Here is a 19611-nt window from a genome sequence, read left to right on the forward strand (position 1 = left end):
ATAAGTACACGGCGACGCTGCTTGTAAATAAGCTCTCTCTGCTCATTCATAACTGCATCATAATCAAGCAAGTTCTTACGAGCTGAGAAGTTGTTTTCCTCTATCTTCTTCTGTGCCTTTTCGATGGCATCAGAAAGCATCTTGTGTTTAATCTGCTCGCCCTCTGGAACGCCAAGAGAGTTGAACATTGTGATGAGACGGTCTGAACCGAAGAGTCTCATAAGGTCATCCTCAAGTGAGATGAAGAACTGTGACTCACCAACATCACCCTGACGACCTGAACGTCCACGGAGCTGGTTATCAATACGACGAGATTCATGACGCTCTGTACCGATAATCTTAAGACCACCTGCTGCACGTGCATCCTCGTCAAGCTTAATATCTGTACCACGACCAGCCATGTTAGTAGCGATTGTAACGGCACCGTGCTTACCTGCCTCTGCTACGATTTCAGCTTCCTTTTCGTGGAACTTGGCATTTAATACGTTGTGCTCGATTCCTTCGCGACGAAGCATCTTTGAAACGAGCTCTGAAATATCAATATCGATTGTACCAACAAGTACTGGCTGTCCTTTTTCGTGAGCCTTCTTAACTTCCTCAACAACTGCCTTGTACTTTTCAGCCTTTGTCTTGTATACGGCATCATCATGGTCGATACGCTGAACAGGCTTGTTAGTAGGAACAACTACTACGTCCATTCCATAGATATCACGGAATTCCTGCTCCTCTGTGAGAGCTGTACCAGTCATACCTGCCTTCTTATCGTATTTATTGAAGAAGCTCTGGAATGTGATGCTTGCAAGAGTCATAGACTCGCGCTTAACCTCAACATGCTCCTTTGCCTCGATAGCCTGATGTAAACCGTCTGAATAACGACGACCTGGCATGATACGACCTGTGAATGAATCAACAATCATAACCTGACCATCACTTACAACATAATCCTGATCCTTAAACATAAGGTTGTGAGCACGAAGTGCAAGGATGATGTTGTGCTGGATTTCAAGGTTCTCAGGATCAGCAAGGTTCTCGATGTGGAAGAACTGCTCAACCTTTGCAACACCTTCTGCTGTAAGATTAACCACCTTGTCCTTTTCGTCTACGATGAAATCGCCAGTCTCGTTACGCTCAACGCCCATGATGGCATCCATCTTTGTGAATTCTGGAAGGTCCTCGCCTCGCTTAAGCTGACGAGCAAGAACATCGCAAAGCTCATAAAGCTTTGTAGACTTACCAGACTGACCAGAAATGATAAGTGGTGTACGTGCCTCATCAATAAGAACTGAGTCAACCTCATCGATGATGCAGTAGTGAAGGCCTCTCTGAACAAGGTCCTTTTCGTAAACACACATATTATCACGGAGGTAATCAAAACCAAGCTCGTTGTTAGTGATATATGTGATATCACAGTTGTAAGCTGCCTGGCGCTCCTCCTTTGTCATATCGTTAAGAACAACGCCTACTGTAAGGCCTAAGAAACGGTGAACCTCACCCATCCACTCAGCATCACGCTTAGCAAGGTAATCGTTAACTGTAACGATGTGAACGCCCTTACCTTCAAGTGCGTTAAGGTATGCTGGAAGTGTAGAAACAAGTGTCTTACCTTCACCAGTACGCATCTCTGCGATACGTCCCTGATGGAGGATAATACCACCGATTAACTGAACACGGAAGTGCTCCATACCAAGGGCACGCTTACCTGCCTCACGGACAACTGCGTATGCCTCTGGCAAAATATCATCAAGTGTCTCTCCCTTTGAAAGACGCTCCTTAAACTCTGTAGTCTTTGCTCGAAGCTGTTCATCTGTAAGTGCCTGCATCTCAGGCCTTAACGCTTCTATTTTATCTACGATAGGCTTAATTCTTTTAAGCTCTCTATCGGAATGTGTACCAAATACTTTGTCAATAATACTCATTTTTTAATTCTCCTAACCTAGGGTCACCCCACAAACTCCTACTATTTTAACAGAAAAGTACATGCTTCACAACATTATTAACTGTAATTACACCCCGACAAAGTAAAGTAGATACTATTCACGGACAGGATTGTTTTTCAAATATGTGGATTTAGCATGCCCTGATTAGTGGTTTACAAAAATATATAGCTTTCCGTGGCGAAGCGGATTACGTCCATGGGCTTTAGCTTGTAGGGCTTGCGGTAGACCAGGGGGAGGCTGTTTAGGAAGCTTCCGTTGGTGCTGTTGGAGTCAGTGATGTAGTAGTCGTTGCCTTCCTTGGTGATTTTGGCGTGATTGCCGCTGACTGTTCTGGCGTGAATGATGGCATCATTAGCCTTGGCAGTGCCTATTCTGAATACGTCTTTGTTGATGATGAAATCGTCCTCGTTGCTGTTGCCGTCGTATACTAAGCGGCCTACAGGCTTGGCTTCGGATAAAAGCACGGTCTTTTCATCTATTTCGTAGTCTGGCTCGATTACAAAATCCTCACTCTGCTGCACCACCATATCATCCTCGAAATTCAACCTTCCAAATATTGCCTTAGTCTTATCTATTATCGTATTTACGATACCCTTTTTCTCCACACTTTCTACATCATAATAATCCGATATATACTCAGCTCCCAATGCATCCCCATCGTCCTCGGCGTCATATAATTCCTTAGTATCTTCTTCCTCATCCAGCGATACCTTTTCCACGTAGATTTCTGGCACCTCTTCACCCTCTGCCTGTAGGCATTCGATTATCTCACTAAGTGTGTAATCTCCCTTTTGGCAAAGATTGTAGGCATCGTAAATCTTCTTGGATTCTTCTCTGTTCCTCGTTAATAGCTTGGAGATAAAGTATTCCATGATACCCTTAAACTGCTGCTGCACAGAGCCATTGTTAACTGGCATATAACAAAGGCTGACCTTGCAATTATCCTTGGCTTTTTCCATAAAAATTGTTTCCTTATCAAGGATAAAATGCTCTTCATCTATAAGAAATCTGCTTGCCTCGTCAAGTGCCTGCTGCAGATTTACAACAAATCGGTATAGCAAATCCAGGGTCACATCATTTGATTCGATGTAATCAGATAGGTTTTCCTTTCTACTGATTTTATAGCTGATTTTCTTCGTTCCATCTATTTCAAAGCAAGTCATATCAAGGAGAGAATGAATCTCGTTATCCCTAATCATTTTATATTCGTAAGAGGCGGTATCAAGCTCCCCTTCTAGCACCATATAGCTTTCGTTGTGCTTTCTTTCGTATGTGATTTCCATATCTAATCAATAAGGGCGTGATATACACCCATTGCTCCTTCCTTTAACCTAAATGCGCTGACTGCATCAAATGTGCCGTCCCTTTGCCCTACATACTCTATGGTCATTTTGAAAAGCTCGTAGGCTAAGCCTATAGCAATTCCAAACAATATAAAGCAGAGGCTTATGATTATTGCAGCCTCCACTGTATAGCTTGCCTTTAACTTCATCCTATGCATCCTCCTAAGGTTTTGATAGTGTATAGAATTAAAAATGCCAGCAAAATGAATGGTACAAATGGCAATTCCTTATCCTTGCCATTATCGTATTTACGAATTAAAATCAGTCCTACAATCGCTGCCAAAACAGAGCTTAGCCAAAGCAATATAACAGTGTTCATAAAGCCTAAATATAGCCCTGTAACCATAACAAGCAGTGCATCTCCTCTTCCTATTTTTTCCTTGGATAAAATGCTGAAAATATACATAGCAACACCCACACCTACACCGCCTAAAATGCTTGTAAGCGAATACTTCGTATATACGATATCAAGGCATATTCCTATCACTGCAAATATCAACACCTCCATCACCTTAATATGCCTTGTTCTATAATCATCAAAAGCTGTAATGCCGTATAGGCATACAAGTCCAAATGCTTCCATATTTCTCCTTCTAACTATTAATGTCGCTCCCCTGCTGCACACTTGCTGCATGGGCGCATTGTATCCTTCACTTCCTCGTATAGCACCTTCTTAATGTTGTGCTTAATCTCCTTGCAGTTAATATCTCCGTGGTAAGCTGTGCCATAATCGGTAACATACAGCACCCCAGTAGGATGTTTACCTGGCTTACATTTTTCGCAAGGATAATATATTCCACCACCTACATTCCTCTTTCCAGATACTTCATCAGCTGATATTCTGTGAACGCTCGGATTAAGATATGTGCAGTAATAATTGCTGTGATATGCCTCTCCGTGGTCAGTGATATAGACATACCGTGAATCAGTGGTGTTTTCCGCTTTATCGTAGCCTACCCATTTCCTGCTTCTTGCTCTTTGGTTCACATCAAAGCTAAAATTGCCAAGGAGACCAACAGGAAATGTCATGGTATAGCTGGCCTTAACATCTATGTAGTTTCCTTCCACATTAGTGTCTAGCAGATTGATTCCGGCTACACCTAAATCGATATATCCTACCGGAACTTTCTCCTTGTATACTTCCACCGCTACAAGGCCTAAGGTAGCTGCTTCTAGCGCCCCCTCGGAAAGCTCCCCTCTTACCGTAGGCGAATCATTTGTAGTATTCACATCTTTATCGGATTCTCCCTTGTTTGCCACATTGCCTAATGTAACAGCCATGGTTCTGCTGGCATTATTGATAGCCCTTTGCATCCCCGATTCCACCTGCAGTACCCTGAACGTAAACATGCCAAACACCATAAGCGTAATAAAAAGAGGCATGATAATCGCTGCCTCTATGGTATAGCTGGCCTTTTTCAAGGAGGCATAAATAGGCATCTCTTTCGAAGGTATATTTTTTGGTAAGCCGACTTTTTTACAACATCTAATCAACTTAAACTTACAATTCAATTCGTCTAGTGCAAGTAGACGATTTTGGGGAAAATCGTTTTTACATAGAGACACCTATTTATACCTCCTTTCTAATAGGACATTTGGCTTTGTTTTGTTATTGTATATCCTTGAGTTTTACCACCATCAAGCAGTGATAAAAACATTTCATCTGCGGAATAATCCATAGTCACATCTGCATAAAACATCAGATTATCCATCTTGGTATTTTTATAATCCTCGGTAGAATTGAGGGCTGTTTCCATAACATCACAGGCTCTCATCCCCAAGGTCTTGTTGCTCTTTATGGCAAGAAACCCTATCAGATATTTCTCGTAGCTAATGCCACCTTTACACTGCTTCGCTTTTGCATTTACATTGATAAATGAAGATAAATGCAGCACGTCCGAGGTCCACTCATCTGCTGATTTCTTAAGAGACACCGTGCCGCCTGAAAGCAATAGCCTTACATCCAAGACACTTTCTATGTAGGCCCATGCTGCTATTACCGCAGCCTCAACCACAGGCTCAATTGCCGGATTAACACTACTAAGGGTAGCCGCCACTCCCCTGGCTTGCGATAGTAAAACACCACTATTACAAATAGTTGCATAGTTTGCCGCCTCTCTGATAAGAAGCAGTTCTCCAACAACTGCTGCAAGATTCTGACTATCTGATTCCTTGCCAGCTATAAGATGCTCCACCTCATACTTCATTCCATCATGCTTTTTATCCAAATCGTACCTGCTATAATTTGCCAGCACATAATCAATAAACAGCGCTTTATCTGCTATGCCACTTCCATTTGAAAGCTCTGCAGTGCCCTTATTCAGGCTTCGCTTAGATGGCAAGGCAGCCTTATCCCATTCCTTGTCAGACACAGCATTTGTCTCCACCACTGTTGATAAGAATCCCTTAGACAAGGCTTCCTTCATTACCTTAAAGGCATCCAAAGGATTGTCCTCTACCTCTTCAATTTCTGGATAATCAGCAGATGATGTATTTGGGTCATCGTCATTATCTGCGTTTGCTTTTTTCTCTTCTAATTCCCTCTTGGCATTTTCTAATGCGCTGGCGCCTTCACTAGCCTTGCTTTCCACTGATACCTTTTCTATGCCATTTATTGCATCGCTGTGCCCTTGTATCCCGTCGATAATCTGGGCAGCAATATCATCCTTTGCAGCCTTCACCCCAAGCATTACCACCGCTTCACCATTCCCATCTGTAAGCAGGGAATAGTGATTAATGGTGGCCCCTGCAGGATTTAATCTTGCAAAGTTACTTCCCTCTTCAATGTCTGCATTAAATTTAGCGTAATCAAGAAGCTTCTGCTGAAATATGGATGGGCCAGTAACATCTGTGCCATAACCCAGATCCAAAGCAAGGATTTTATAATTTGACCATAGATATGGATTGTACTCAGAGAAAGCACTTTCCACAGCCATATCTGTGAATTGCTGCCCGAAATCGTTAAGCTCGTAAAGCCTTATACACTCACTCATGGTAAATAACAAGGTCATTACTGCTGTAAGAATCAGCGCCACAAAAACTGTAAGGCTCGCCTTTAGCCTGCCAATCAATATACGCTCCTTGCCTTCTCATTAATCTGCCTAAAGATGCTGTTTACAAGGGATGTAAGCTGAGACTTAAAGATTAGAACAAGGCCGATTAATACAACCAAAATAAGAATCATCTCAACTGTTCCAATTCCATCCTCTTCCTCAATAAAATCAATTAATCTTTGCTTTAACATTAATAACTTAATTCCTAACATTTTTTACCTCTTTCTTTAAATATTCATTTGCATCAATGCTGGTACCACCAGTATTACGATTACTATAAATAGCATTCCGGCCATTGGAACAAGCAGCTTTGTTGATGCTTCTTGGCCTGCTCTCATAGCTCTTTGTTTTCTTAATTCAAAGGAGTACTGCTCTTCCTTTTGAAGACTGTCTAGCAAATCCTTGGACCCTTTTCTAAGATTTTGCGAAAGCAGCATAGCAAGCTTTCTGTATTCTTTGCTTTCGCTTTTCATACCAAGATCTTCAAGGGCTGCTATCTCGCCCATACCGTCTACCATCTTGCGATAGGTGAGGGCCATGTCTTCATAGCCAGGTCGGATTCCTGATACCTCTTTTTTGGCATTATATCTATGCACAATTCGCTCTAAGGCTTTCCTAAAGCTCATGCCTGCTGCAAGCAGTATCGACAGCTCACTTACTATCATTGGGTAATCCCGCTCCTTTTCTTCTAGGAGCTTCTTGCTAGCCTGTTTGGCATCTCTCTTTTGCCCTGCCACAAGTCCTGCTATAGCAGCTATTCCAAGAACTATCAGCTGCAGTCCTCTATAGTTCATCTTCTTTTGCCATTTCAAGCTAATGTCGCCTGCCTTTTTAGGTAGCTTTAGATAGTCCTTTGTTCTTGTTTTTTCATCTGCAAATGCCACTGCCTTATCTATGACATTCAGCTGACCTTCTACAGTGTCCATTGATGGGGGCAGCACCACTATATTAAAGCTGTAAAGCTCTGTTGCATCCTCGTACCTAAGCTCCGCAATTACATTTACTACCTCACCATCTTCTTTAAGCTCTTCATATATCAGCCTGCCATCGTTATTGATTAGGCCATATTTGTCAAACTTAAAATCCGCTACCACCAAACCATCGCAATAGCTGCTCTTAAAATTCAGGTCATACATAACCTTATCTGCTGATTTGTTCTTGCCAAGATATGTATCTTCCAGCTCTTTTATTGCAGAGTTAAAAAGCTTCCTTTGCTGCTTTTTAGTTAGGCCCTTTTCAGAAACCTCTACGGTGTAGGTGCTATCATTATCTTGAAATCTAAGATTTAGCTCTTAAGTTACCATGCCGCCACCTGCCTGATTTCTTGGGATTGCTCCATCAAAAAGAATCTTTGAATCTACATAATCGTATACAAGCAGACCTATTCCAAGTACCAGACATGCCACTAAGGTTTTTTTATACGTCGATTTCAATGATTCTCCTTCCCAGCATAATTAGCAGGCCATAAGCCACCAAGCATGCTGTCATTATTGCTACTCCCATAGCATTTTTATAAAGTGGTGCAATAAATGAGCTTGATGTAAGGCTTATATAGGCAAGTATCCCTAAGGGCATTACACACATTACCTTTAGCTCCAAGCGCTTTTCTGTGGTGATAGTTTCTATCTCCTGCTTTACACCTAGGTTCTCTTCTATTTTGATAGCTGTGTCTCTAATATTTTTGCCATAGTTTCCGCCACTTCGCTTAGCAAAAGATATTATTTCTGCCAGGCTTATGGCTTCATCTATATTTATAGCCCTGGCGAATTCTAAGAAGGCCTTTTCAAGCTGCATATTCACACCTATCTTTTGATTCATTATATGGACTAAAGGTAGCAGCATGGATTCCTCACTATATAGTCGCTTTAGCTCCACCTCAGATTGCATCAAAGCTTTTTCTAAGGAATAGCCGGTTTGAAGGCCTGCTACAATAAGCATCATGTATTCCTTAAATTCAAGCATTACGCTTACTTTTCTTTTGGCCTGCTTATCAGCCATGGCAAGCTTGTACCAAAATGGAATTACAATTACACCTACCAGCAAACCAAAAACAGACCTGTAGAATAAAAAGGCAATCACGGCAGTAAGACCCAAACCCTGCAAAATAATCAGCCAGCTTTTATCCTTTAGCTTTGCTAAGTCAAAAGACCACTTGCTGCTAATTTGTCTTTTCTTTTTAGGTCGCCTACTTTTTCCCATTGGCCTATTATCCTTCCATTTACTTCTTCCAGTTCCTTAAAACGATACAGTGGATTAAGCTTTATCTCATCCTGTTCAAGGTCTAGCACCTCTGTTATTTCTATGAGCTTTCTGCTTTTATCCCTAAGCCTACCAAGCTGCACGATTATATCTATTCCCGATGCAATCTGCTGCCTGATGGCACTTATTGGAATCTCTGCCCCCATAAGCACCATTGTTTCCAGTCTTGAAAGCATATCCTTACATGAATTACTATGTCCTGTGGACAAGCTTCCATCATGACCTGTATTAAAGGCCTGCAGCATCTCTAGTGCCTCGGCTCCACGGCATTCTCCAACTACGATTCTGTCGGGACGCATTCTTAATGAAGATTTCAGCAAATCCCTGATAGTGATTTCGTTATTACCCTCCAGATTGGCATTTCTTGCCTCCAGCCTAACAATGTTTTCAACATTCTTAAGCTGAAGCTCAGCCGAATCTTCTATAGTAATTACTCTTTCATCTGTTGGGATAAACTCACCTAATGCGTTGAGAAAGCTAGTCTTTCCACTTCCTGTTCCACCTGATACGAATATGTTATATCCGCTGATTACCAGCTTTTTTAGAAACTCGATTTGTTCATCACTAATAGAACCATAGGACTTTAATCGCTCCATGGTCATCTGCTCTTTTGGAAATTTTCTAATAGATAAAATGCTGTAATCAACTGCTGCCGGTGGCAACACAATATTTATTCTGGAACCATCACTTAGCCTGGTATCCACTATGGGATTTGATTCATTTACAATCTTGTTAGTGCTTGCAACAATGCTTTGTATTACATCGTTTAGCTTTTCCTCCGAAGAGAACTGCTCCTTTGATTTTTCCACCCGTCCATTCTTTTCTACAAAAATGTTCTTTGGTCCGTTTATCATAATCTCAGTAATCTCTTCATCCTTCAGTAAATCCTCTAGTACATCCAGCTTTCTAAGGGAATTAAACACATGTCCCTCTATCTTTTTTCTTTCTGATAAAGATATAGGCTGCATTTTTGCCAGCTCTATAATTTTGCTTCTAATTAGCTTTAGTATCTCTTCATCAGAAACATCTACAGATAAATCAATAGATTCCATTACTTCTTTACGTATTTTTTCTTCGAAATTAATCATATTAATTTGCACTTTGTCCGTTAACATTTATCAGCTTCTTCACAAACATCCCAAGATTCCCCTGTAACAGTTCCTCAATCTGATAACTATTATCAGACAGATTCTTTGCTGACATAGGCAGGATTACATTTTCAAGCTCAGATTCTACCCCAAGCCTGTCCATGTAGTTCATAAAAACTTCCTGCCCTTTTTTGAAATAATCACCAGGCTTTCCCAGGACATACAATCTATCCAGATTACCCACAATCCTGTTGAACCCGTTAATAGCCCTGCCAAACAAGATTACAATCACATCGTAATTCGCCACAGCTAACAGCGAAAACATTCTATCCCATGTATTAGCATCTATCTCAGCTATCTCGTTAGGGTTAAGAAATGGTTCGATGTAATCAAATCCCATAAAGCTATGCGCATATTCATCTATATCTAAATCAGCAGTATCTATTTCATAAAGAAGATCCATAAGATTTCTTTCACAGTGATTGCCTAGAAGACTAGGCAAAATAGAAATCTCCTCAAGGTCTAAAAAGAGAACCCTGCCCTGGCTTTTGTATGCCTGGCCAAGTGCCATAGCAAATGGCAACGATAGTTCGTGGGCGACTGGAGAATAGACGCCGATAAGCTTCGAGTTAGAACCAGATTTTTTCGTGCTACCACTGCATTTCTTTCTCAAAGGTGTGATTTCATCCAGAATGCAGTTTACTGCCTGATATTTATAGATGTGATTTTCTTTCTCATCATTTGCAGCTTCACTTAGAATGTATCTTTGCCCCAGATTTTTATTTGACATGAAATCAGATATTTCCTCAAACTCCTCCGTCATAATGGTAATGTCATAATTACCATCATCTGCAAAAAAGCTTTCTGTTGTGGTAAATATATGTATTCCAACATCCAATTCACTCATCAAATATGAAGCAAAGCGAAGTATGTAATCCTCGTTTAAATCACATAAAGCAATTTCCAAATCCTTCAATTTTTAATCCTCCATTATCTAATACTTTGGACCTGAAGAAAAAAGAACGCGGCCGTTATGTAGTATGAATAATGAAGATTTCTTTTCATTAAATGCCCTTCATATATACTGACTGCCACAACAGCAATAGCAGCAATCATCACAGAGGCAACCATCACATCCACTGTTGATTTAGCTCCGATAATAGTAGCCACAACTGAGAACAGCTTGATGTCACCTGAACCAATCTGCTTACCAAATAGATACAGCATAGATAAGCAAATGTAAGGCCATACAGCCTTTAATATGAAGTATGCAATGCCCATCATCCCATACTGCTGCAGGTTTACAAATATTCCCGCCAGATATCCCAGGATGATTAGCTGATTTGGAATTTTGTATTCCTTAGCATCAAATAAGGATGCTACGGTCAAAATGCTCCAGATCAAAAACGTGCTCGTTTCTTTCACCTCCGTTCCGAGTGACAAGTATAGGACCAGGGGGATAGATTCTCTATAACATTTCGGGCTATATTTTGTTTTGGACAATTTTCCTATTTTATTTTTTGTGAATATCTTCTAGCTGATGTCCTTTTGTCATCAAAGGCTTGTGTGAAAATGGCACAATGTAATTTATCCTTTTGCATTAAAAAAAGAGATTCCACTTAACAGGAATCTCTTTTCTGTAATCATTTATTAAATTTATGCCCAAAAGCCTCTGCTGCTTTGGTTACCTAATATGCTTTCGTTTAACGACCCCTTTCCATAAGTCATACCTGCAACTACTGACTGGGTGTTTTGCATTAATGGAGCTGAAGTATCCTCCTTTGCAAGCTGCTCAAATGCATCACCTAACTCATCCATTACCTTCTTTGCTTCTATCAAACCTTCTGAATTTGCCTTGTATATGGACTTTGATACATTTCGCTGTACGTAATCGTAAAGCGCGTACAGATTTCCACTTACCTTGTAATTAAAATTCAAATCCTTCTGGAGGTGGCCTACTACTGTAGCGCATTTCTTCAATGCTGCTATAGCCTCATCCACTTGGCCAGCTTCAAAATTATCTAGCGCATCGGTTTCATATTCCTCATATATATCATAAAGAATGGATATCAATCCTAGACCGTTGCTAGACGCTATTTTTAAGGTAAAAGCTGAAATCTTATCTTTGTTCATTTACTATACTCCTTATAAGGCAAATCTTCTCGCGACATGTAAACGAGCAGATGAAAATTTATTTTCATCTCGCAGTTTACTACTTTTGAAAATCTGCTCGCGAAATTTACTGCAGCAACTGCAATGCCAGCTGTGGTAATTCGTTGGCCTGAGCCAAAGCTGAAGTTCCTGCCTGCTCTAACACGTTGAGCTTAGTATACTCAACCATTGTTGTTGCCATATCTGCATCCTCTACACGAGAGATTGCTGCTGTCATATTCTCTTCTGTTGTATCAAGAGATTTGGTTGTATGGTCCAATCTGTTTTCGTATGCACCTAGCTGTGAGCGGACACCAGTTACATAGCTTAAAGCTATATCAAGAGAATTAAGTGCATCCTCTGGTCCATTCACTCTAGTTACATTCAAATCATCTATGTACATGAATTCTGTTGTAACTGCTGCAATTCTAACTTCCATATTCTGGTTCTTGTTAGCACCTACGTGAAGTGTCATGGAACCAATATCTGTTACGTTAAATACAATCTTGCCCTTATCCGCTGTTGCTGTATCTGTTGTCTCATCAAATCCAGCTTCTGCCAGGAAGGATAATTCAAATCCACCTACATCACTGATTGTAATGTGATTTCCATCTGCACTAGCTGTAGCCTGCGCACCAAACAATGACTTCGAACCGGCAGTGCCTTTTTCTACTAATGTAATCTCAGGATCTGTTCCAACCTTCTCGATTACAGGTGTCTTCTCATCCGGGAACATTGCTTCATCAAATCCCAATGCCCTTGCAAAAGCTACTGTAGAAAACTCTATTTTTAAGTTCGCATGTGCGCCATATTTGTATGACTCAATTGAAAAGCCCTCTCCATCCTTTGGATTAGAAATAACTGCTCCCGCTTCCTCGCATACATTTCTAAGTAATTCGTATACGCCTTCTCCAGAAGTCCCCTGTGTCAGTTGAACACCATGACCGTTAATTGTTATAGTGCCTGACATACCAAGACCTGTGCCGGATTCTGTTGAAAGAGTCGCACCATTTCCTAAATCGGTAACATCCACTTGCCATGTAGTCTGATTAATAAAATCCTTGAAATCAGTCAAACCTGTTGGTGTTGTTACTGATGTGGTAGTGGTTGTATTTGAGTATGTGTTTACTGAAGAACTATTGTATGATGCCCCGATTAAGGTATTCTTACCTGTAGTTCCACGTGTTGCTGCCTTGTTAATAGTAAGCTCATAAATACCAGCAGCTACAGACTTAGATGTCTGCATTCTGGTTGCATGCTCTCCATAGGTTCTATTATCAAGTGAGCCGTTAAGCAGATTGATATTGTTGAACTCTGTAGTCTCAGCAACTCTATCGATTTCCTCTAGCAGAGAATCGATTTCCTTTTGAATTGTCTTTCTTTCTGAAAGTGAATTGGTGCCGTTGGCTGCCTGAACAGAAAGCTCTCTCATTCTTTGAATCATATCTGTTACTTCATTGAGAGCACCTTCTGCTGTCTGAAGTACGGATATACCATCCGAACTGTTTGTTGATGCCTGTGACAATCCATCTATCTGAGATTGCATCTTACCTGCAATTGCAATACCAGATGGATCATCTGACGCATGATTAATACTAAATCCAGAACTTAACTTTTCCATTACATCTGCAAGGGAACTTTCAGTACCTAGAAGTTGATTGTTAGTAATCACCGCTGACATGTTGTTATTAATTCTCATATGCTGCCTCCTGATAAAAGCTAGTCAAGCATCCGTGCGGTGTATTTTTAGTTGTATAGGTCTTCCATGTCCTTACAACAATAATATCGGTTCTAGGGCTTCAAACTTAACCCGACCTTGCTAGAAAATTTCTGCCATAACATCGATGTAACCTCTAGCAATTTTGTACAGAGCCTGTGTTTGAATGGTGTCTTCTCTGGCCTTAGCCACATCTTCTGCCACAGCAATATTTCCTGCGTCCCAGTTGTAAATATCTGCTGCGCTAAGCCCCATAGATCTGGTAAATGAAAAGCTAAAGGCGTAGCCTGTGGAATCCTTCATGATGCCTGCAATGCGGTCGGCCTGCTCTTCAAATAGCTGTCGCATCTGGGCGGTCTCGCATTCTACTGATGCATTTACTTCACCTGCTTCATATCTGAAGGTGGTAGATATTGTGCCTGTAGATTGCAAGTAAAGTGCCATCTTAATAAGGCCTACTTCGCCGCTGCCACGAACTACTCTAAGGCTCATGGCTCCAGCCTCATCATTTATCATCATAGGAATGTGATAGGTTTCACCTGTGGCTGCCATTTGTTGCATTGCCCTGGTCTGCTGCACTACCAGCTTCATTCCGTCCATATCGATAGTACGGACATCCTCGGTTTCTATCATGGTCTTCATTACATTTTCAGCTAAATCACCTAAAGCCTCCTGTGCTTCAAGCATATCATCGGGATTGTGGCAGGCTTCTGAGAAACGTTCATAAGCCATGTTTATCAAATCCTCTATGCCCATCTCCTGCTGCCTTGCAGCCCTGCCATACAAATCCCTAATAACCTTGCCATTATCGCTGATGAGTGCTTCCACTGCTGCAATCATGTTTGCAGAATGTGGCACATTGTATTCATCTAAGATTGCCGCTACACTTTCATCGGCTTTTATTGCGGTCTTTAGCTGCTCAGTAACATACTGGTTGTAGGCGATTTCTGATTGCTCATCAAGTGTCTCTTCCATTGCTGTAGCGAATTCATCAGGATTCATTGAAAGGATTGCATCCTCTCCAAATACCTTCATCTTGGCAGGAGTCATTGCCTCCTTAGCATCGCGGCAACGGTCTGTTAGAAATACTTTTTCAATCTGTTCTGTGATAGAAAGGTCTGTCACCACCATCTCATTAAGCTGGCCGAATTTGTCACTTACTTCGTATTCGCGACCAGTGTGCTTTGCACTTCTTACAGCTGTCATAAGATTTCTGAGGGTAACTTCTGTACCCTGACTTATCAACGCACCGATAGCTGCGCCGTCGGACTTTTCCACTTGATGAAGTAACCTGTACACGCCGATGTAAGCATCACGCTCACTATCAGTTATATCTGCACTTCTCTCAGCCTTCCACAGGAATTTGGCAAAGCTTTCTTCATCCGATGTGCTTCCCATTTCTGCTTTGATTTCCTCTGCTTTTGCCTTCAGCTGCTCCATGGTCATATCCAGAGGATTGTCCCCACGCTTTATCATTTCAGCTACAACAGCTGGAGTCATGATTTTGAAGGTTCTGCTTACCATTTCTGTGGTGGCCTTCACTGTTGTTACAGATTCTGCTGTTATTTCCATTTGATTGTATGCAAGGGCGCGCACAGCCTTCCTACTTGATTCTGTTGCCTCTATATCAAGGTCTGCAAGTATGTCATCTACATTCCTAAATGCCTTTGTCATGCTGTCCCCAAGGTCACGGCGCACTTCTGTTCCAACTGCCTCGTAGGTCATTTCCATGCGGCTATATTCTGCTGTTACAGATACACTTACCTCATGGACATAAGAGAATGTCTCGGCATTGATGTTAGAAAATCTAGCAAGACCTGCTGCAGGTGATGCCTCTATTTCTGCCATCTCATTCATCACTTGAGTGAACAGCTTTACGTTATTATTAGTAGCCTCCTTATTCTCAGCCTTCATTAGTACCTGTAGAAGATTTGTCTCCTGCAGCTTAAGCTTATCTAGCAGATCAGACAGGTTGGTGGTATCCACATCTATACCATTTTTCATCATTGTAAATGTGGCCTCCACTGTCATGGTAAGCTGTATTTCAGTAAGCTGACGTTTGGCTGTTATGGTTGGCAAGTCGTTTACGTCCATCGCCATTACTTCTTCAAAGGTCTTCTTGGCTTGATCCATAAGAGAATAGCCAGGGAGCAGGTATGCATCTGTAGGCTCTTTGCCTTCAGCCATAATATCGCCTATCGCATTTACGATAGCTGCCTCAGCAGGCTTTTCATAATCCTGCAACTGAACCATGTATTCAAGATGTTCCTTTGTAATAGGAACATCTTGCTTAACCATGGTCGCCACAGTGGCTTTCAGCGCAGACTGAGTATGTTCACCTTCAACACTGTCTATAAGTGTATCCAGCTTATTACCTAAATTATCTAGTAAATCTACTATCACCTCATCAGCTTCCATGCCAGTTGCCTTATCGTTAACTGGAGCTGAATAGGTTGCATTATATATGTTTGTGATTGTAGGCTTTAAATCATTTTTTACAAGATATGCCTGTGTTTCAACTGGTAGCTTATCAGCAAGGCCTCTTGTCATTTCAACAGCCTGGGCAACCGAACCTGTCATGGCTTCGATTTCATCTGAGGATAGGCCCCCCATTTTGCTGATATCAGCGCCAGCCTTTGCAAGGTTCATCTTTATCTCATCTACTACAGTTATAAGGGTGTCCTCTGACATATCCATAGGATCATGTCCATCCTCGCGAACCTTTGCTGTGGCCTCTTCATCCCAGGCGTTTTCGATGTTTTTCACCTTTTCAACTGTAGACATGCCAAGAGCTGATGCCTCATTCACGTCATCCATGAAATCTTCATCAGTCATCTTTCCTTTATTATCATAAAAGGCATTATCCACTGATAATGTTCTAAGCTCTATGTTAATGTTTGCTTTGCTATCATCCTTGATACCGCTGGTACTTACGCCAAAACCTTGATTGTCTGTACCTTCTGTTTTAATGTAATCCGTTACCTTGAGTGCTTCAATTTGCATATAGTTCCTCCAGGGTATTTTTCGTTTACAATATGTATTTCGGATGAGATGGGAAAAATGTTAACTAAAAAAGGTCGGGGTTTTACAACCTCGACCTTTATTCTCTATTATGTTATGAGCAGTTAACACTGACTGCTACCTGCTTCGCAGGAGGTATAACTCCCTTGAAATTATCATAAATATTTTTCAAATCTGCTGTGGCAAAACTAGGGAAACAGACACACAATGTGTCAAAATCCATCCCACAACTACACATAGCCTCAACGGCTCTAACATCCTGCTCTTTCATACCGGTACCTCCCATTACATAACTCTAACCTTCTCCGCTGCTCGCGAAATTTTGGTTCGCTGTGAGATTTCTTGACAGAAATCTGCTCGCGAAATACAAAATATTGATTTAATATGCTATCTAGTATAACAAGATGTTGTGAAAATACAATGATTAATTTGTCAAATATATTTACAATTCTGTTCTACCATCCAGTGCCCTAAGCAGCGTTACCTCGTCGATATATTCCAGGTTTCCACCTACTGGCACGCCGGATGCTATGCGGCTTACCTTGATTCCTGTAGGCTTAATCAGCTTGCTGATGTAGGCGGCTGTGGTTTCGCCCTCTAATGATGAATTAGTAGCGATGATTACTTCCTCAGCATCCACCTGCTGCAACCTTACCATCAGCTCCTTTAGCTTGATGTCACCAGGTCCAATGCCTGCCATAGGTGAGATTGCACCGTGAAGTACATGATACACCCCATCAAATTTGCCTGTCTTTTCATAGGCTGCCAAATCCCTGGTGTCCTCCACAACCATAATGACATTGTGGTTACGCTTAGGATTAGCACATATTGGGCACAGCTCATCATCTGTGAGGGTAAAGCACTGCTTGCAGTATCTCACATTCTTCCTTGCTGTAACTATCGCATTGGCAAGGTCATTTACCTTGTCCTCATCCATACCTAAAATATGGAAAGCCAGCCTCTGGGCTGACTTGTTTCCAATGCTTGGCAAATCGCTTAGCTCCGCTATTAAGTTGCTAATTTCTTTGCTGTAATATTCCATCTATTAGAATCCTAGTCCACCTGGCATCTTTGGCATAGATGCTGCTGTAATCTCATCAATCTTGTGAAGTGCTTCGTTTGTTGCTGCCATAACAAGGTCTTCAAGCATTTCTACATCATCTGGGTCTACTGCCTCTGGGTCGATGTGTACCTTTGTGATTTCCTTTGCGCCTGTAGCTGTTACCTCTACAACACCGCCACCGGCTGTGCCTGTAACCTCTGTTTCCTCAAGCTTTGCCTGAGCCTCTTCCATCTGACGCTGCATACGCTGAGCCTGCTTCATAAGGTTAGCCATGTTAGCTCCACCCATTGCTCCGCCTGGAAATCCGCCTCTTCCTTTACCCATATCTTTAATCCTCCATTTTCTATCTGGTTAATGTTACGTAGACTATTCAGGGTCTACTTCTATTTCAATTCCTTTGCTAGCGAAGAAATCACGGATATCTGTCTTGGAATCCTGTGAGCTTACGCTGCCGGAATTAATCTCTACTTTAATCTTTACAGTCTTGTTTATCAGGGCTTCGATAGCCTTAGAAATCTCTTCGATGACCTCTGGTCTGTTTACGAAATCACCTGCCATGCGCTCGCTTCCCTGTGGCTGGTCGAATATAAGCACTAATTCCCCTAGCTCGTTAACTGTAATGGTAGTAACTTCTTTCAGGTACATCTTAATGTTTGGTGGTACCTTGCCTAGCACATTACCCCAGCTGGATGCCACCTGCTTTACCTCTTCTGGCACTGCTGCTGGAAGTGGCTCCTTCTTCACTGGTGCGGCACTTGTAGCTGGCGCCTGTCCTGCTATAGGTGGGGCCATTACCACTGACACACCCTTTTCTACCTTTTTCTCAAGGTTCGCCATTCTATTGTTAAGAGCGGAAATATCCTGCTCCATCTCTGGCTTGCACAGCTTGATAAGTGCAATCTCAATCAGAACTCGCTTACCGCTTGCATACTTAATATCATTAGAAAGTGCTGAGAGAACTTGAATATATCGCATCAAAATCTCTGTGTCAACCATCTTGGCTTCTTCTTTTAATAAAGCCAGATTATCAGAAGACATTTCAAGCACATCCTCCATATCATCTGAACTCTTTAGAAGCATCAGGTTTCTAAGATACCAGGTAAAATCTATTACAAACTGGTTCAGGTCACGACCCTGAGTAATTATCTCCTCTAAGATGCCGATGCACTGGGTAATTTCCCCATTAATGATATGGCGAAGCAATCTGGAGAACACCTCGGTATCGATTGCACCCAGCACCTTTAGCACATTATCATAAGTAAGAGTCTGGCCTATGTAAAACGCGATACACTGATCCAGCAGGCTTAGGCCATCACGCATAGAACCATCTGCCGCCTTGGCAATGTAGCGGATTGCCTTATCCTCTACCTCTACCCCTTCCTTATCCATCAGCTCCTTTAGACGGGCCGCTATAGTGTCGATGGAAATACGATGGAAATCGTACCTCTGGCATCGGCTAAGGATAGTGATTGGAATCTTGTGTACCTCTGTTGTAGCCAGAATAAACACAACATAAGAAGGTGGCTCCTCTAAGGTCTTAAGCAAGGCATTGAAGGCGCCGGTACTAAGCATGTGCACCTCGTCGATAATGTAAACCTTGTATTTACCTTCTGTAGGAGGATATGCCACCTCCTCTACTATCTGTCGGATGCTATCTACACCGTTGTTTGAGGCAGCATCCATTTCTATTACATTCATGGAATTGCCGGCTGTGATGGATTTGCACATGGCACATTCCATACATGGACAGCCGTCCACAGGATTCTCGCAGTTGATGGTGCGGGCAAGAATCTTTGCGATAGTTGTCTTACCGGTACCTCTGGTTCCTGTGAAAAGATATGCATGTCCTATACGGTCACTCTTTATCTGATTCTTTAAAGTTGTCACGATGTGGTCCTGGCCCTTAACATCCTCGAAGGTTTGTGGCCTGAACTTTCTATATAATGCCATATAAGACATAACAATTACCTACCCTTTTA

The 19611-nt window shown here is 41.8% G+C and carries 20 protein-coding genes; all 20 read right to left on the reverse strand.

The genetic code is table 11. The features are described 5' to 3' along the window. The coding region (gene secA, locus IJ535_RS07850) for a preprotein translocase subunit SecA (RefSeq protein WP_294300997.1) at positions 1-1916 on the reverse strand (1916 nt) is incomplete at its 3' end. A gap of 173 nt (positions 1917-2089) precedes the next feature. Then, positions 2090-3220 (reverse strand): DUF6382 domain-containing protein, encoded by a 1131-nt coding sequence (locus IJ535_RS07855; RefSeq protein WP_294301000.1) that lies wholly within the window; start codon positions 3218-3220, stop codon positions 2090-2092. A gap of 2 nt (positions 3221-3222) precedes the next feature. Further along, positions 3223-3429 carry a hypothetical protein gene (locus tag IJ535_RS07860; protein ID WP_294301003.1) on the reverse strand — a complete coding sequence of 69 codons (207 nt, stop codon included), beginning with the start codon at positions 3427-3429 and terminating at the stop codon, positions 3223-3225. Then, complete coding sequence (locus tag IJ535_RS07865; protein WP_294301007.1) at positions 3426-3863, reverse strand: prepilin peptidase; 438 nt, start codon at positions 3861-3863, stop codon at positions 3426-3428. The genes IJ535_RS07860 and IJ535_RS07865 overlap by 4 nt, the downstream gene beginning before the upstream one ends. A gap of 17 nt (positions 3864-3880) precedes the next feature. Continuing rightward, positions 3881-4720, reverse strand: coding sequence for a TadE/TadG family type IV pilus assembly protein (locus tag IJ535_RS07870; RefSeq protein WP_330619543.1), 840 nt, complete (start codon positions 4718-4720; stop codon positions 3881-3883). 143 nt (positions 4721-4863) lie between these two features. Next, the gene (locus IJ535_RS07875; RefSeq protein ID WP_294301013.1) at positions 4864-6351 is read right to left on the reverse strand and encodes a DUF5702 domain-containing protein; all 1488 of its coding nucleotides are present in this window, start codon (positions 6349-6351) and stop codon (positions 4864-4866) included. Next, on the reverse strand, positions 6348-6545 hold the full coding sequence (locus IJ535_RS07880) for a Flp1 family type IVb pilin (protein WP_294294634.1): 198 nt from the start codon (positions 6543-6545) through the stop codon (positions 6348-6350). Before IJ535_RS07880 ends, IJ535_RS07875 begins: the two co-directional genes overlap by 4 nt. 15 nt (positions 6546-6560) lie before the next feature. After that, positions 6561-7469 (reverse strand): type II secretion system F family protein, encoded by a 909-nt coding sequence (locus IJ535_RS07885; protein WP_294301016.1) that lies wholly within the window; start codon positions 7467-7469, stop codon positions 6561-6563. 156 nt (positions 7470-7625) lie between these two features. Beyond that, entirely contained in the window at positions 7626-7766 is a 141-nt protein-coding gene (locus IJ535_RS07890) for a hypothetical protein (protein ID WP_294301018.1), read from the reverse strand. Further along, complete coding sequence (locus IJ535_RS07895) at positions 7750-8532, reverse strand: type II secretion system F family protein (RefSeq protein ID WP_294301021.1); 783 nt, start codon at positions 8530-8532, stop codon at positions 7750-7752. Before IJ535_RS07895 ends, IJ535_RS07890 begins: the two co-directional genes overlap by 17 nt. Continuing rightward, entirely contained in the window at positions 8469-9680 is a 1212-nt protein-coding gene (locus IJ535_RS07900) for a CpaF family protein (RefSeq protein ID WP_294301024.1), read from the reverse strand. Before IJ535_RS07900 ends, IJ535_RS07895 begins: the two co-directional genes overlap by 64 nt. A gap of 1 nt (position 9681) precedes the next feature. Then, the gene (locus tag IJ535_RS07905) at positions 9682-10656 is read right to left on the reverse strand and encodes a hypothetical protein (RefSeq protein ID WP_294301026.1); all 975 of its coding nucleotides are present in this window, start codon (positions 10654-10656) and stop codon (positions 9682-9684) included. 14 nt (positions 10657-10670) lie between these two features. Then, complete coding sequence (locus tag IJ535_RS07910; protein WP_294301029.1) at positions 10671-11105, reverse strand: prepilin peptidase; 435 nt, start codon at positions 11103-11105, stop codon at positions 10671-10673. Between the two features lie 231 nt (positions 11106-11336). Then, positions 11337-11813: a flagellar export chaperone FliS gene (locus IJ535_RS07915; RefSeq protein WP_294294618.1), complete on the reverse strand. Its 477-nt coding sequence runs from the start codon at positions 11811-11813 to the stop codon at positions 11337-11339. 106 nt (positions 11814-11919) lie between these two features. Continuing rightward, positions 11920-13530 (reverse strand): flagellin N-terminal helical domain-containing protein, encoded by a 1611-nt coding sequence (locus tag IJ535_RS07920; RefSeq protein WP_294301031.1) that lies wholly within the window; start codon positions 13528-13530, stop codon positions 11920-11922. A 120-nt stretch (positions 13531-13650) separates the two neighbouring features. Continuing rightward, complete coding sequence (locus IJ535_RS07925; protein WP_294301035.1) at positions 13651-16551, reverse strand: DUF6240 domain-containing protein; 2901 nt, start codon at positions 16549-16551, stop codon at positions 13651-13653. A gap of 112 nt (positions 16552-16663) precedes the next feature. Next, positions 16664-16840: a hypothetical protein gene (locus IJ535_RS07930; protein WP_294294611.1), complete on the reverse strand. Its 177-nt coding sequence runs from the start codon at positions 16838-16840 to the stop codon at positions 16664-16666. A gap of 171 nt (positions 16841-17011) precedes the next feature. Further along, positions 17012-17611 carry a recombination mediator RecR gene (recR, locus tag IJ535_RS07935; RefSeq protein WP_294290585.1) on the reverse strand — a complete coding sequence of 200 codons (600 nt, stop codon included), beginning with the start codon at positions 17609-17611 and terminating at the stop codon, positions 17012-17014. Positions 17612-17614: 3 nt separating this feature from the next. Next, positions 17615-17956 (reverse strand): YbaB/EbfC family nucleoid-associated protein, encoded by a 342-nt coding sequence (locus tag IJ535_RS07940; RefSeq protein WP_294290590.1) that lies wholly within the window; start codon positions 17954-17956, stop codon positions 17615-17617. 42 nt (positions 17957-17998) lie between these two features. After that, entirely contained in the window at positions 17999-19591 is a 1593-nt protein-coding gene (dnaX, locus tag IJ535_RS07945; RefSeq protein WP_294301037.1) for a DNA polymerase III subunit gamma/tau, read from the reverse strand. Positions 19592-19611 lie beyond the last annotated feature (20 nt).

This window comes from Pseudobutyrivibrio sp. (genome assembly GCF_017471675.1).
In the GTDB taxonomy this organism is placed as follows: Bacteria; Bacillota; Clostridia; order Lachnospirales; family Lachnospiraceae; genus Pseudobutyrivibrio.

Bases quoted from the DNA above. Each gene is read 5' to 3' on its own strand.
- IJ535_RS07900 (WP_294301024.1), bottom strand. From the start codon at position 9,680: ATGATTAATTTCGAAGAAAAAATACGTAAAGAAGTAATGGAATCTATT.
- IJ535_RS07860 (WP_294301003.1), bottom strand. From the start codon at position 3,429: ATGAAGTTAAAGGCAAGCTATACAGTGGAGGCTGCAATAATCATAAGC.
- IJ535_RS07915 (WP_294294618.1), bottom strand. From the start codon at position 11,813: ATGAACAAAGATAAGATTTCAGCTTTTACCTTAAAAATAGCGTCTAGC.
- IJ535_RS07925 (WP_294301035.1), bottom strand. From the start codon at position 16,551: ATGCAAATTGAAGCACTCAAGGTAACGGATTACATTAAAACAGAAGGT.
- IJ535_RS07920 (WP_294301031.1), bottom strand. From the start codon at position 13,530: ATGAGAATTAATAACAACATGTCAGCGGTGATTACTAACAATCAACTT.
- dnaX (WP_294301037.1), bottom strand. From the start codon at position 19,591: ATGTCTTATATGGCATTATATAGAAAGTTCAGGCCACAAACCTTCGAG.
- IJ535_RS07865 (WP_294301007.1), bottom strand. From the start codon at position 3,863: ATGGAAGCATTTGGACTTGTATGCCTATACGGCATTACAGCTTTTGAT.
- IJ535_RS07895 (WP_294301021.1), bottom strand. From the start codon at position 8,532: ATGGGAAAAAGTAGGCGACCTAAAAAGAAAAGACAAATTAGCAGCAAG.
- IJ535_RS07885 (WP_294301016.1), bottom strand. From the start codon at position 7,469: ATGTATGACCTGAATTTTAAGAGCAGCTATTGCGATGGTTTGGTGGTA.
- IJ535_RS07855 (WP_294301000.1), bottom strand. From the start codon at position 3,220: ATGGAAATCACATACGAAAGAAAGCACAACGAAAGCTATATGGTGCTA.
- IJ535_RS07870 (WP_330619543.1), bottom strand. From the start codon at position 4,720: ATGCCTATTTATGCCTCCTTGAAAAAGGCCAGCTATACCATAGAGGCA.
- IJ535_RS07930 (WP_294294611.1), bottom strand. From the start codon at position 16,840: ATGAAAGAGCAGGATGTTAGAGCCGTTGAGGCTATGTGTAGTTGTGGG.
- IJ535_RS07940 (WP_294290590.1), bottom strand. From the start codon at position 17,956: ATGGGTAAAGGAAGAGGCGGATTTCCAGGCGGAGCAATGGGTGGAGCT.
- recR (WP_294290585.1), bottom strand. From the start codon at position 17,611: ATGGAATATTACAGCAAAGAAATTAGCAACTTAATAGCGGAGCTAAGC.
- IJ535_RS07880 (WP_294294634.1), bottom strand. From the start codon at position 6,545: ATGTTAGGAATTAAGTTATTAATGTTAAAGCAAAGATTAATTGATTTT.